This window comes from Kitasatospora sp. NPDC088391 (assembly GCF_044753345.1).
GTDB lineage: Bacteria > Actinomycetota > Actinomycetes > Streptomycetales > Streptomycetaceae > Kitasatospora.
Genome location: NZ_JBIVNB010000008.1, coordinates 88,783 through 101,987 on the forward strand (window position 1 = coordinate 88,783; position 13,205 = coordinate 101,987).

Consider the following 13,205-nt stretch of genomic DNA (forward strand, 5'->3'; position numbering starts at 1 on the left):
GATGGCGAAGACCAAGAAGACCGAGACCGAGCAGCCCGTGAAGCGCTCCGGCCTGTTCGAGTACGCCCCGGCCCCGGAGTCCCCGGCCGCCGCGGGTGAGATCGCGACGAGCTACGGCCACTTCATCGGCGGCGAGTTCGTCGACTCGTCCGGTTCCGAGGCGCTGAAGACCGTCAACCCGGCCACCGAGCAGGTGCTCGCGGAGTTCGCGCAGGGCACCGACGAGGACGTGGACCGCGCGGTGAAGGCCGCCCGCAAGGCGTTCGCGGACTGGTCGGCGCTGCCGGGCAGCGAGCGCGCCAAGTACCTGTTCCGGATCGCCCGGATCGTCCAGGAGCGCAGCCGCGAGCTGGCGGTGCTGGAGTCGATCGACAACGGCAAGCCGATCCGGGAGACCCGCGACGTCGACCTGCCGCTGGTCGCCGCGCACTTCTTCTACTACGCGGGCTGGGCCGACAAGATCGACTTCGCGGGCTACGGCCCGAACCCGCGCCCGCTGGGCGTGGCCGCGCAGGTCATCCCGTGGAACTTCCCGCTGCTGATGCTGGCGTGGAAGATCGCCCCGGCGCTGGCCACCGGTAACACGGTGGTGCTGAAGCCCGCCGAGACCACCCCGTTGACCGCGCTGCGCTTCGCCGAGATCTGCCGCCAGGCGGGCCTGCCGAAGGGCGTGGTGAACATCGTCACCGGCGACGGCCGGACCGGTGCCGCGCTGACCGCGCACCCGGACGTCAACAAGGTCGCGTTCACCGGCTCGACCCCGGTCGGCCGGGCGATCGCCAAGCAGCTGGCCGGCACCCGGACCAAGCTGAGCCTGGAGCTGGGCGGCAAGGCCGCGAACATCGTGTTCGACGACGCGCCGCTGGACCAGGCGGTCGAGGGCATCGTCAACGGCATCTTCTTCAACCAGGGCCACGTGTGCTGCGCGGGCAGCCGCCTGCTGGTGCAGGAGTCGGTGCAGGACGAGCTGCTGGACGCGCTGAAGCGCCGGATGGGCACCCTGCGGGTCGGCGACCCGCTGGACAAGAACACCGACGTCGGCGCGATCAACTCGGCCGCGCAGCTGGCCCGGATCACCGAGCTGGCGGCGGCGGGCGAGCAGGAGGGCGCCGAGCGCTGGGCCCCGGAGTGCGAACTGCCGGGCGCGGGCTACTGGTTCCGCCCGACCCTGTTCACCGGCGTCTCGCAGGCGCACCGGATCGCCCGCGAGGAGATCTTCGGGCCGGTGCTGTCGGTGCTGACCTTCCGCACCCCCGCCGAGGCGGTGGAGAAGGCCAACAACACCCCGTACGGCCTGTCCGCGGGCATCTGGACGGAGAAGGGCTCGCGCATCCTGTGGATGGCGAACCGGCTCCGGGCGGGCGTGGTGTGGGCGAACACCTTCAACAAGTTCGACCCGACCTCGCCGTTCGGCGGGTACAAGGAGTCCGGTTACGGCCGCGAGGGCGGTCGCCACGGCCTGGAGGCGTACCTCGATGTCTGAGACTGCCCTGCGAATTGACGTCTTCAAGACCTACAAGCTGTACGTCGGCGGGAAGTTCCCGCGCTCGGAGAGCGGGCGGGTGTACGAGGTGACCGACTCCAAGGGCCAGTGGCTGGCCAACGCCCCGCTGGGCACCCGCAAGGACGCCCGGGACGCCGTGCTGGCGGCCCGCGCGGCCGTGAAGGGCTGGTCAGGCACCACCGCGTACAACCGGGGCCAGGTGCTGTACCGGGTCGCGGAGATGCTCCAGGGCCGGCGCGAGCAGTTCGCGGCCGAGGTCGCGGTCTCCGAGGGCGTCGGCGCGAAGAAGGCCGCGGCGCTGGTGGACGCGGCGATCGACCGCTGGGTCTGGTACGCGGGCTGGACGGACAAGGTCGCGCAGGTCGCGGGCGGCGCCAACCCGGTGGCGGGGCCGTTCTTCAACCTGTCGACGCCGGAGCCGACCGGCGTGGTGGGCGTCCTCGCGCCCCGGACCGGGACGGGCTTCTCGCTGCTCGGCCTGGTCTCGGTGATCGCCCCGGCGATCGCCACCGGCAACACCGTGGTGGTCGCGGCGGCCGAGCGGGCCCCGCTGCCCGCGCTGTCGCTGGGCGAGGTGCTGGCCACCTCGGACGTGCCGGGCGGCGTGGTCAACCTGCTCTCCGGCCGGACGGCCGACATCGCCCCGACGCTGGCCTCGCACCAGGACGTCAACGCGCTGGACCTGGCGGGTGCGATCGACCCGGACGGACCCGGCGCGGCGGCGGCCCTGGAGGCCGCGGCGGCGGATACATTGAAGCGGGTGGTCCGACCGGCCGCCGACCCGTCCGCCGAGGACTGGACGGCCGCGCCCGGCACCGGGCGACTGCTCTCCTTCCTGGAGACCAAGACGGTCTGGCACCCGATGGGCATCTAGCCCGCCGCCGACCGCCAACTCCACAGACCGGCCGTCCACCGTGCCCCTATCCCCCCCGGGGGCCGGACGGCCGCGACGGGCCCGCACTTCTCCCCCCTGGTGCGGGCCCGTCCTCATGCCTGTTCCGGTGCCCGCACGCACCGTGTTCGGGCCGTCCGGCGGGTTACCACCTGCCCGTCCCATGCCGCAGACTGGTTTCCCGTGAGTGACACGCCGCTGAACCGCCGCCCGATATCCCGGGTCATCCTGTTGTCGGGCCCCTCGGGGTCGGGAAAGTCCTCGCTGGCCGAGCGCAGCGGGCTGCCGGTGCTGCAGCTCGACGACTTCTACAAGGACGGTGACGACCCGTCGCTGCCGCAACTCCCGGACGGGGACGGGACGGACTGGGACTCGCCGGAGTCCTGGCACGCGGAGCAGGCGCTGGCGGCGATCCGGGCGCTGGTGTTCGAGGGCCGGGCCGAGGTGCCGGTGTACTCGATCCCGGCGAACGGCCGCAGCGGCAGCCACCTGCTCGACCTGGACGGGGCCGCGGCCTTCGTCGCGGAGGGCATCTTCGCCGCCGAACTGGTGCGCCGCTGCGCGGCCGAGGGCCTGCTCGGGGACGCGCTGTGCCTGCGCAACAAGCCCGCCACCACGGCCTGGCGCCGGTTCCGGCGGGACGTCCGGGAGGGCCGCAAGTCGGTGCCGTACCTGGTGCGCCGGGGCCTGCGGCTGATGCGGGCGGAGCGCGGCATCGTCGCCCGGCAGGTCGAGCTGGGCTCGTACGCCTGCTCGGGGCTGGAGGCGGGCCGGCGGATCTCCGCGGTGGCCCGGCAGCTGCCCGCCGAACTGGTCTGAGGGGCGCGGGGAATGGGCGAGCGCTGGCTGGTGGCGGGGCTGGGCAATCCGACCCGCCGGTACGCGGGCACCCGGCACAACGCGGGCTTCCTGGTCGCGGAGCGGCTGGCCGAGCGGCACGGCGCGGACTGGCGCGGACTGACCACCCGCACGGCCGCCTTCGAACTGGACGGCCGCACCGTGCTGCTGGCCCGGCCGCAGTGGTCGATCAACCTGTCGGGCCGTCCGGTGGCGGCGCTGCTGCGTCGGCACGGGGTGCCGCTGGAGCGGCTGGTGGTGGTCCAGGACGACCTGGACTTCCCGTTCGGCGCGGCCCGGTTGAAGCGCGGCGGCGGCCCGGGCGGCCACAACGGGGCGCGCTCGGTGCACCGGGCGCTGGGCACCGCCGACTACACCCGGCTGCGGGTCGGCGTGGGCCGCCCGCCGAAGGGCACCCGGGTCGACGAGTGGGTGGTGCAGCGCTTCGCCGACGCCGAGGAGGAGGCGCTGCCCGCCCTGCTGGACCGCTGCGCGGACGCGGTGGAGACGCTGGTGCTGCGCGGCCCGAACCGCGCCCAGGACGTGCTGCACACCGCCGACGCGCGCTGACGGGCCCGCAGGGGGCTCACTCGGGGGCGTCGGGCAGCCGGCGGCGCACCGCCCACGGCAGGACGAACCACAGGCCAGTGAAGACCAGCGCCACGGCGGCGGTGATCGGCGCGGCGACGGCGGCGCCCAGCACCACGGTCAGCACCAGCAGCACCGCGCCGGTGAGCGCGGCGGCGAGCAGCACCAGGCCGATCTGGGCGATCCGGGCGGAGACCTTCACGATCCGGGCCCGGTCGGGGTGGTGGAACAGCGCCCGGTGCAGGGCGACGGGGGTGGCCAGCACGGCGGCGGCCAGCACCGCGAGCAGCAGCACCGCGACGTACAGGTCCTGGGTGAAGGCGTCGAGCGCGGTGAAGCGCGGGGTGAAGGCGACGCCGAGCAGGAAGGCGAAGACGATCTGCACGCCGGTCTGCAGCACCCGCAGTTCCTGCAGGATCTCGATCAGCCGCCGGTCGGCGCGGGCCTGCGGGTTCTCCACGACGGGGTCCATCGGGTCATTGTCGCGGCCGGGCCGCCGCGACACGACGGAGGCGGGCCCCGGTGCCGTTTCCCCCCGCACCGGGGCCCGCCTGTCGTCCGGAGCACAGGACGCCCCCCGGTGGCCGCTCCCCCGAGTCGGCCGCCGTGTCCTGTGCCCTTTCCCCCACCACCCGTCCCCCGACGGGAGTCCTGGTACCGCGTCAGGCGACCAGCTCGCCGAAGGCGTGCACGGTGTCGCCGGAGCGGTTGAGCTGCTCGTCCTCGCGCATCCGGCGCAGCGCGCGCCAGATGGAGCTCTTCACGGTGCCGACGCTGATGCCGAGGATGTCGGCGATCTCCGGGTCGGTCCGGCCCTCGTAGTAGCGGAGCACCAGCATGGTGCGCTGGTTCTCGGGGAGCTTGGCGAGCGCCTGCCAGAGCACGGCGCGCAGCTCGGTGCCGCCCATCGCGTCGGTGTCGCCGGCGTGCTCGGGGAGTTCCTCGGTCGGGTACTCGTTGACCTTGCGGCGGCGCCAGGCCGAGATGTGCAGGTTGGTCATGGTGCGGCGGAGGTAGCCGCCGACCGCGGCCTTGTCGGTGATCCGGCCCCAGGCCCGGTAGGTCGAGAACAGCGCGGACTGCAGCAGGTCCTCGGCCTCGTAGCGGTCGCCGGTCAGGTGGTAGGCGGTGGCGTACAGGGAGGCGCGGCGCTCGCGCACGTACGCGGTGAACTCGGCGATGTCGCGTGCCTCGTCCGCCACGGCGGCCGGGTGCTCCCCCTGCGCGCCTCCCTGGTCGGCCTGCTCCCCCCGGAACGTCTGCGGGGCGACCCGCAGCGTCCGTCCCACTGCCGGGTTCCCCGACCGGCTGTGGGCGGTGTCCCCGGCGCCCCTGGTCCCCACGACCGGGCGACGGGTCCCGGCGTTGTGCGCGCACCCCCGTACGAGCACGTTGCCGGCGTTCTCCTCCTCGTGCCGCGGCCGGGTGGTCCCCACGACGGCAGCACGCGGCCCGGCGGTTCGGGTCTTCAGCGTTGCGGTCATCGGGCACCCCCATGGTCGGTACGAGCGGTTCTCTGCCCGCCGCGGCGGCCGGTGCTGACCGGGTCCTCCTGCGGCGACGAGAAAAATCCTGCCGTCCGCTCGTCATGGCGGTGTCCGTCGACTGTCACAGGGCTGTCACAAGGGCGACCGGGAGCGGACGGTCCCCCGCTCCGCCGATGCTGACGCCGGAGCGGCCGCATCCGGTTCCCGGGTGCGCGGGGGTCACCCGGGTGGGTGCTTAGCGGGCCCGGGTGGGACACAATGACCCCCGTGCCTTTCCTGCTTCTGATCGAGGACGACGACGCCATCCGCACGGGCCTCGAACTCGCCCTGACCCGCCAGGGTCACCGGATCGCCGCCGCGGCGTCCGGTGAGGACGGTCTGCGCCTGTTCAAGGAACAGCGCCCGGACCTGATCGTGCTGGACGTGATGCTGCCGGGCATCGACGGCTTCGAGGTGTGCCGGCGCATCCGGCGCACCGACCAGCTGCCGATCATCCTGCTGACCGCGCGCTCCGACGACATCGACGTGGTGGTCGGCCTGGAGTCCGGCGCCGACGACTACGTGGTCAAGCCGGTGCAGCCGCGGGTGCTGGACGCCCGGATCCGCGCGGTGCTGCGCCGCGGCGAGCGGGAGAGCTCGGACTCGGCGGCGTACGGCGGCGTGGTGATCGACCGTTCGGCGATGACCGTCACCAAGGACGGCCAGGACCTCCAGCTGACGCCGACCGAGCTGCGGCTGCTGCTGGAGCTGAGCCGCCGCCCGGGGCAGGCGCTGTCCCGCCAGCAGCTGCTGCGGCTGGTGTGGGAGCACGACTACCTGGGCGACTCCCGGCTGGTGGACGCGTGCGTGCAGCGGCTGCGGGCGAAGGTCGAGGACGTGCCGTCCGCGCCGACGCTGATCCGCACCGTGCGCGGGGTCGGCTACCGGCTCGACCCGCCCGCGTGAGCCCGTCCGCCCGCGCTGTCCCGCGCTGTCCCGCGTTCCCCCGGTTTCCCCCTGATCCCCCCGGTTCGGTGAGTCCTTCTTGACGGAGTACCAACCCGCCTCCCGCTGGTCCCGCTCGGCCTCCTGGCGGCGGCTCAGCTCGCTGCGGGTCCGGCTGATCGCGGTGTTCGCCGCGGTGGCGCTGATCACCGCGGTGTGCGCGTCCGGCATCGCCTACTGGCTGAACCGCGACGCGGTGCTCCGGCGCGCCCAGAACACCGCGCTGAACGACTTCCGGGTGTCGGTCACCCGGAACGTCACGACCCTGCCGCTGCACCCGTCCTGCCCGGACCTGTCGGCGCTGGCCGCGCAGGTGGCCAGCTCGGGGCTGGCGTACGACGTGGTGGTGGTCGACGAGACGGTGCCCGACTGCATCGCCTCCTCCAACCCGCTGACGTTCACCGCGAAGCAGGTCCCGGCGGCGCTGGTGACCGCGGTGAACAAGCAGCGCGAGGTCGGCCCGGGCAACCCGTACGCGTACCACCTGTACTGGCAGCGGGTGAACCTGGCCGGGCCGTACGTGATCGGCGGGACGAAGGTGGTCCCGAGCGGGCCGACCGTCTACATGTTCAAGTCGCTGCAGAACGAGCGGGCCGACCTGAACACCCTCGGCTGGTCGCTGGCGGTCGCCACGCTGCTGGCGCTGATCGGCTCCGCGCTGCTCGCCCAGGGCGCCTCGGCGACCGTGCTGCGGCCGGTGCGCCGGCTCGGGGACGCCGCCCGGCGGCTCGGCGAGGGCAAGCTGGACACCCGGCTCGACGTCGAGGGCAACGACGAACTCGCCGACCTGGCGCGGACGTTCAACCGCACCGCGGAGTCGCTGTCGGAGCAGGTCGCCGAGCTGAGCGCGCGCGAGGCGCAGTCCCGCCGGTTCGTCGCCGACATGTCGCACGAGCTGCGCACCCCGCTGACCGCGATGACCGCGGTGACCGACATCCTGGAGGACGAGGCCGACGCCCTCGACCCGATGATCGAGCCCGCCGTGCGGATCGTGGTCTCCGAGACCCGGCGGCTCTCCGACCTGGTGGAGAACCTGATGGAGGTGACCCGCTTCGACGCGGGCACCGCCCGGCTGGTCGCCGACGAGGTCGACATGGCCGACCTGATCATGTCCTGCATCGACGGCCGGGCCTGGTACGACGCGGTCGAACTCGACGCCCCGCGCGGCATCCTGGCCGTCGTCGACCCGCGCCGGCTGGACGTGGTGTTCGCCAACCTGATCGGCAACGCGCTCAAGCACGGCGGCTCCCCGGTGAAGGTGCGGGTCCGCCAGGACGACGCGGCGCACACCGTGGTGGTCTCGGTGTCGGACGGCGGCCCCGGCATCCCCGAGGACGTGCTGCCGCACGTCTTCGACCGCTTCTACAAGGCCGACAAGGGCCGGGCCCGCTCCGAGGGCAGCGGCCTGGGCCTGTCGATCGCGGAGGCCAACGCCCGCATCCACGGCGGCGACATCACCGCCGCGAACAACCCGGACGGCGTCGGCGCGGTCTTCACCCTGACCCTGCCGCTCACCCAGCCGCCCGCGCCCGGCCCGGAGGACGTCCGATGACCCGCCACCGCGCCCTGCCCGCGGCGCTCGGCGCCCTGCTGGCGGCCGCCCTGCTGACCGGCTGCGGCATCCGGGCCACCGACGTGCCGGTGGACGCGGGCGCGCCCGCCAGCCGCACCGCCTGCCCCGCCGAGCCGCCGGCGGTGCCGCTGGCCCCGGTCGCGGCGCCGGTGCCCTCGCCCGCCGACTCGGGCGCCCGGCCCGCCCCGGGCCCGACCGGGTCCGCGGCGGGCGCCGTGCCCTCGCCGGTGGTGACGGAGACCGGCCCGCCGGTGTTCGGCGCGGCCACGCCCAGCGGCTGCCCCTGACCCCGGGCCCGGCCGCACGGGGCCGCACCGGGGATCGGCCGGGGATCGGCCGGGGATCGGCCGGGAATCGGCCGGGAATCGGCCGGGGGAAGCGATCCAGGTCACCCGTTCGCCCGGAACCGGTCCCGGCGCGGGGCGCGTCTCCCGCGGTGTGCACACCACCGCGCGAAGCGACCAGGCGACCGGGGAGGCGGCGGCCGGACCGGCCGTCGACCCGGCGGCCCCGTACCGGCTGCGGACGGCGGCCCGGGTGCTGCTGGCCCTCCAGCTGCTGGTGCTCTGCTGGCTGAGCCTGCGGCCGCTGCCCGCGCCGTGGACCGCCCCGTCCAACCTGACGCCGCTGGCCTCGGTCGGCCGGGCGCTGTCCCTCGGCGGTCTGCACGTCGTCCGCCCGCTCGCCGCCGGGCTGCTGCCGCTCGCCCCGGTCGGCCTGCTGCTGCCGCTCGCCTTCGGCTCGCCGTCCCGCGGGCGGCTGCTGTCGTTCCTGCGCACGGTCGGCGCGGCCGCGCTGCTCGCCACCGCCCTGGAGATCCTGGAGGGCTGGGCCCCCGGGCACGTCCTGGACGTCGACGACATCCTGCTCGGCGTCCTCGGCGCGGCCCTCGCCCACCTGCTGCTGGTCCCGCCGGTGCGCGCGCTGGACCGGCGCCGGGCGGCCGGCCCCGCACCGGAGCCCGCGCCGGCTCCGGCTCCGGAACCCGGGTCCGCGCCGGAGCCGTCGCCGACGGTCCGTCAGCCGAAGTACTTGCTGCCGTCGACGACCTGGGAGGCGGCCGGCGGGGTCGCCTGCACCGGCTTGTCGAAGTCGGTGAACTTCATGAAGCCGTCGGCGCCGAGGTCCAGCGAGATCAGGTAGGGCTTGCCCTGCGCGGCGACGGCCGCCTCGGCCTGGGTGCCGTCGGTGTCCTTGAAGACCACGGTGACGGCGTCGACGCCGTCGACCTTCTTCGCCGGGCCCTTGGTGCCCGGGTCGCTCACGCCGTTGTCGTCCTTGCCGATGCTCTGCTGGGTCTTCAGGCCCAGGTCGCAGAAGGCGGTGAACTCGGCGACACCGCCGGAGCTGCCCTTGGCGACGGTCAGCCACTTGCCGAGCAGCGCGCCGCCCGCCTGCGGGGCGGCGGTCTTCAGCAGCGCGGCGTCCGGCTTCACCCAGACCGTGCCGCCGCTGCGGAGCACCTCGGTGCTGCCCTGGCCGGCGATGGCCACCGAGCCCGCGCAGTTGCCGCTGCCGTCGGCCGCGATGTCGCCGCTGACCTCGCCGTCGGTGTCCTTGATCTTGAAGGTCATCTTGACGGCGGTGAGCGCGGCCCCGGCCTCCTGCGCCTTCTTCACGATCTCGGCCGAGCCGAGCGCCGCCAGCCCGCCGCCCGCGGCGGCCCCCGTCGCGGTGGCGGAGGCGGCGGCGGTGGCCTGGCCGGAGGCGGCCGGGGCGGCGGCGGAGCCCTTGCTCCCGGCCCCTTCGGACCCGCAGGCGGCCAGACCCGTCACCGCGAGGGCGGACAGCACGGTGACGGTGAGCAGGCGGTTGGTGCGCATCAGAGCTTTTCCCAATTTCGTACGACTGTCGGACGCGCGAGTCTGACAGTCCGCTGGGAGGACCTGTGCGTCACCTCCACCCTCTTTACGCTGCCTTTACCATCGCCCCGCTTCCCCTCCCGGCCGGTCCGCAAACCCCGAGGGCACCCCCGGGCGGACCCTGAGCCCGGAATCCCTCCGGACGACGAGCGCCTCGGGGTCCGAATCGGCATTGCGGCGGACGGAGAACCGCAGGTCACGGAGGGAGGATGGAGAACGAACCGAGCGAATCGAACGAACCGCCCAGCAGGGAGAAGAAGATGAGCACCCTCGCCCGCCCCCGTCACCACCGCGTCATCGCCGGCGTCTGCGCGGGCATCGCCAAGCGCTTCGGCTTCACCCCGTGGACGGTCCGGATCGTCTTCCTGGCCTCCTGCCTGCTGCCCGGCCCGCAGTTCCTGATCTACCTGGCGCTCTGGCTGCTGCTCCCCCAGGAGCCGTGAAGCACCGGGCGGCAGCACGACGGAGGGGCCGTCCCGCGGTGCGGGACGGCCCCTCCGTCGGCGTCGGGGGTGCGGGCGTCAGCCGCCCAGGCCCGGCAGGCCCGGCAGGCCGGGGGCGCCGCCGCCGTTGGCCGGGGAGAGGCCGCCCAGCGTCCCGACCACGCTGCCGACCGGGGTCTTGGCCAGGCCCTGGCCGCCGGGGACGGAGTCCAGGCTGCCGATCCGGTTGGCGGCCGCGGGCGCGGCCCCCTGCACCGGGGCGGCGGCGGGGGCGGCCTGCTCCGGGCCGCCCGGGCCGGTCTGCTCGATCGCCTGCGGAGCCTGCTCCGGGGCGGGGGCGGCGGCCGGGGCGGGCGCGGTCGGGTTCAGGGTGCCGGTCACGGTGCCGAGCTGGTCGCCGCCGGGCAGCTTGCTCACGGCGCCGGTGGCGGCGCCGGTCACGGCGGGGTTGGTGAGCGCGCCGGTCGGCAGTCCGAGGCCGCCGGGGGCGACCGGCGCGGCCGAGGCGGAGCCCGCCGCGACGGCGGCGACCGCGATGCCGAGCACCGCGGTGCCCGCGGCCTTCAGAGTGGCCTGCTTCATGTGTGCGTCCTCAGTCCTGGTCGGGCCGGTGCAGCGGCGGACGCCCGAGAACCACAGGTTGCCTGCCGTCACACCGAGTCAGCAGTGACCGGCCCACCGTAGTGAGAAAGCCACGCCCGGTTCAAAGCCCGGCCACTCCGGAGAGTGATAAGTCCGACCATCTCCCCGGGCCGATCGTCCGACCGCTCGACCACCCGACCACCCGACGATGCGTCAGCCGCGCGGGCCGAACAGCCACTCCGCCTTCAGCTCGGCGTAGCCGGGCTTGATCACGTCGTTGATCATGGCCAGCCGCTCGTCGAACGGCAGGAACGCCGACTTCATCGCGTTCACGGTGAACCACTCCAGGTCGGCCAGCGTGTAGCCGAACGCCTCCACCAGGTGCGCGAACTCGCGGCTCATGCTGGTGCCGCTCATCAGCCGGTTGTCGGTGTTCACGGTGACCCGGAACTTCAGGCTGCTGAGCAGGCCGATCGGGTGCTCCGCGTACGAGGCGGCCGCGCCGGTCTGCAGGTTGGAGGTCGGGCACATCTCCAGCGGGACGCGCTTGTCGCGCACGTACGCGGCCAGTCGGCCGAGCTCGACCCGGCCGTCCTCGCCGACCGTGATGTCGTCCACGATCCGCACCCCGTGGCCGAGCCGGTCGGCACCGCAGCACTGCAGCGCCTCCCAGATCGACGGCAGGCCGAACGCCTCGCCGGCGTGGATGGTGAAGTGGTTGTTCTCGCCCTTGAGGTAGTCGAAGGCGGCCTGGTGGCGGGTGGGGGGGTAGCCGGCCTCGGCGCCCGCGATGTCGAACCCGACCACGCCGCGGTCGCGGTGACGGTTCGCCAGCTCGGCGATCTCCTGCGAGCGGGCGGCGTGCCGCATCGCGGTCAGCAGCGTGCCGACCCGGATCCGGTGGCCGCGCGCCCGGGCGTTCGCCTCGCCCAGCCGGAAGCCCTCGTTGACCGCCTCGACCACCTCGTCCAGGGTCAGCCCGGCCTCCAGGTGCTGCTCGGGGGCGTACCGCACCTCGGCGTACACCACCCCGTCCGCCGCCAGGTCCTCGGCGCAGTCCGCGGCCACCCGGACCAGCGCGTCCCGGGTCTGCATCACGGCGCAGGTGTGCGCGAAGGTCTCCAGGTACCGCTCCAGCGAACCGGAGTCGGCGGCCTCCCGGAACCAGACCCCGAGTTCCTTCGGGTCGGTGGTCGGCAGTCCTTCGTAGCCGCAGTCGGCGGCCAGTTCGACGACGGTCTCCGGCCGCAGCCCGCCGTCCAGGTGGTCGTGCAGCAGCACCTTGGGGGCGCGGACGATCTGTTCCGGGGTGGGAATGCGCGGGGCCGTGGTGCCCGCGAGAGTGATCTGCTTCTCCATTGCCGGAGCATAGCGCCTACGCGCGTAGATCACCTACCGCCACGCCGCCCCGTCCGGACGAACCCGAGGTGAACAACCCGCCGGACGGGCCGTCAGTCGTGGGACAGGATGCTGCCGCGGCGGGACAGCACGAAGTCGCGGAAGGCCGCGGCCGGGGGCGGCAGCGGGCGGTGGGCGGGCCAGGCGAGGCCGATGGCGCGGCGGGTGCGCGGGGCGGTGACCTCCAGTTCGACCGCGCCGGGGCGGGGCACCAGGGCGGGCGGGAGGAGGGAGACGCCGAGGCCGGCCGCGACCAGGCCGCGCAGGGTCTCGACGTCCTCGCCCTCGAAGGCGATCCGCGGGGCGAAGCCGGCCTCGGTGCAGAAGCCCTCCACGATGTGGCGCAGCCCGTACCCCTGCTCGACCGTCACCCAGGGCTCCTCGGCGACCTCGGCGAGCCGGACCCGGCGGCGCCCGGCCAGCCGGTGGTCGGGCGGGACGGTGAGGAACAGCCGCTGCTCGTCGAGCGGACGGGCCGTCAGGTCGGGGGCGTCGGGCAGCGGCGAGACCAGGCAGAGGTCCAGCTCCCCGGCCCGCAGCCGCTCCAGCATCGCGGCCACGTGGTCCTGGACGAGCTGGAAGCGCACCCGCGGGTGCCCGGCCCGGAAGCCGCGCAGCAGGGCGGGCACCGCGTCGGCGCCCATGGTGTGCAGGAACCCGAACGCGACCCGGCCCGCCGCAGGGTCGGCCTCCGCCCGGGCCGCCTCGACGCCGCGCTCGACCTCGGCAAGGGCGCGTTCGGCGGCGTCCAGCAGGATCCGCCCGGCCCGGGTCAGCCGGACGGCGCGGCCCTGCCGGGCCAGCAGCCGCACCCCCAGCTCGTCCTCCAGCCGGGCGACGGCCCGCGACAGGGTGGGCTGCGGCATGCCGAGCAGCTGCGCGGCCCGGGTCACGTGCTCCAGCCGGGCCACCGCCGCGAACTGGGCCAACTCCGGTGCGAGGCGGGTCACATCGGCGTCCGGACCGAGCTCGGCGGGGCGCCCCGGCGCGGAGCTGCTCTCATACGTCACAGCATGGATCTTCGCCCATTCATGCATTGGACGCATCAACGGGGC

The 13,205-nt window shown here is 74.4% G+C and carries 14 protein-coding genes; 9 read left to right on the top strand and 5 right to left on the bottom strand.

The window, feature by feature from the left end:
• Position 1 precedes the first annotated feature (1 nt).
• The 4 genes from ACIQBJ_RS23435 (at position 2) to pth (ending at position 3,803) form a co-directional block, all read left to right on the top strand.
• Complete coding sequence (locus ACIQBJ_RS23435) at positions 2 to 1,483, top strand: aldehyde dehydrogenase family protein (RefSeq protein WP_400713847.1); 1,482 nt, start codon at positions 2 to 4, stop codon at positions 1,481 to 1,483.
• Entirely contained in the window at positions 1,476 to 2,378 is a 903-nt protein-coding gene (locus ACIQBJ_RS23440) for an aldehyde dehydrogenase family protein (RefSeq protein ID WP_400713850.1), read from the top strand. Before ACIQBJ_RS23435 ends, ACIQBJ_RS23440 begins: the two co-directional genes overlap by 8 nt.
• A gap of 201 nt (positions 2,379 to 2,579) precedes the next feature.
• Positions 2,580 to 3,215: an ATP-binding protein gene (locus ACIQBJ_RS23445; RefSeq protein WP_400713852.1), complete on the top strand. Its 636-nt coding sequence runs from the start codon at positions 2,580 to 2,582 to the stop codon at positions 3,213 to 3,215.
• Between the two features lie 12 nt (positions 3,216 to 3,227).
• Positions 3,228 to 3,803: an aminoacyl-tRNA hydrolase gene (gene pth / locus ACIQBJ_RS23450; RefSeq protein WP_400713855.1), complete on the top strand. Its 576-nt coding sequence runs from the start codon at positions 3,228 to 3,230 to the stop codon at positions 3,801 to 3,803.
• 16 nt (positions 3,804 to 3,819) lie between these two features.
• Here pth and ACIQBJ_RS23455 read toward each other — a convergent pair whose 3' ends face one another.
• Positions 3,820 to 4,293, bottom strand: a complete 474-nt coding sequence (locus ACIQBJ_RS23455) for a DUF6328 family protein (protein ID WP_400713858.1) — start codon at positions 4,291 to 4,293, stop codon at positions 3,820 to 3,822.
• Positions 4,294 to 4,483: 190 nt separating this feature from the next.
• Positions 4,484 to 5,305, bottom strand: a complete 822-nt coding sequence (locus ACIQBJ_RS23460) for a SigE family RNA polymerase sigma factor (protein WP_400713861.1) — start codon at positions 5,303 to 5,305, stop codon at positions 4,484 to 4,486.
• A 270-nt stretch (positions 5,306 to 5,575) separates the two neighbouring features.
• On the opposite strand from ACIQBJ_RS23460, the gene ACIQBJ_RS23465 reads away from it, so the two are divergent.
• From ACIQBJ_RS23465 to ACIQBJ_RS23485, 5 genes are all read left to right on the top strand, one after another.
• Positions 5,576 to 6,253: a response regulator gene (locus ACIQBJ_RS23465; protein ID WP_400713864.1), complete on the top strand. Its 678-nt coding sequence runs from the start codon at positions 5,576 to 5,578 to the stop codon at positions 6,251 to 6,253.
• A gap of 79 nt (positions 6,254 to 6,332) precedes the next feature.
• On the top strand, positions 6,333 to 7,844 hold the full coding sequence (locus tag ACIQBJ_RS23470; RefSeq protein ID WP_400713867.1) for an ATP-binding protein: 1,512 nt from the start codon (positions 6,333 to 6,335) through the stop codon (positions 7,842 to 7,844).
• Positions 7,841 to 8,152, top strand: a complete 312-nt coding sequence (locus tag ACIQBJ_RS23475; protein ID WP_400713870.1) for a hypothetical protein — start codon at positions 7,841 to 7,843, stop codon at positions 8,150 to 8,152. The genes ACIQBJ_RS23470 and ACIQBJ_RS23475 overlap by 4 nt, the downstream gene beginning before the upstream one ends.
• Before the next feature lie 151 nt (positions 8,153 to 8,303).
• Entirely contained in the window at positions 8,304 to 9,008 is a 705-nt protein-coding gene (locus tag ACIQBJ_RS23480) for a VanZ family protein (RefSeq protein ID WP_400713873.1), read from the top strand.
• Positions 9,009 to 9,987: 979 nt separating this feature from the next.
• Positions 9,988 to 10,170 (top strand): PspC domain-containing protein, encoded by a 183-nt coding sequence (locus ACIQBJ_RS23485; RefSeq protein WP_400713876.1) that lies wholly within the window; start codon positions 9,988 to 9,990, stop codon positions 10,168 to 10,170.
• A 78-nt stretch (positions 10,171 to 10,248) separates the two neighbouring features.
• Here the strand turns inward: ACIQBJ_RS23485 and ACIQBJ_RS23490 are convergent, their stop codons facing one another.
• The 3 genes from ACIQBJ_RS23490 to ACIQBJ_RS23500 all read right to left on the bottom strand — a co-directional run bounded on the left by ACIQBJ_RS23490 (position 10,249) and on the right by ACIQBJ_RS23500 (position 13,160).
• On the bottom strand, positions 10,249 to 10,752 hold the full coding sequence (locus tag ACIQBJ_RS23490; protein ID WP_400713879.1) for a hypothetical protein: 504 nt from the start codon (positions 10,750 to 10,752) through the stop codon (positions 10,249 to 10,251).
• A 213-nt stretch (positions 10,753 to 10,965) separates the two neighbouring features.
• Entirely contained in the window at positions 10,966 to 12,111 is a 1,146-nt protein-coding gene (locus ACIQBJ_RS23495; RefSeq protein WP_400713882.1) for an adenosine deaminase, read from the bottom strand.
• 92 nt (positions 12,112 to 12,203) lie between these two features.
• The gene (locus tag ACIQBJ_RS23500) at positions 12,204 to 13,160 is read right to left on the bottom strand and encodes a LysR family transcriptional regulator (protein WP_400713885.1); all 957 of its coding nucleotides are present in this window, start codon (positions 13,158 to 13,160) and stop codon (positions 12,204 to 12,206) included.
• Between the last annotated feature and the right edge of the window lie 45 nt (positions 13,161 to 13,205).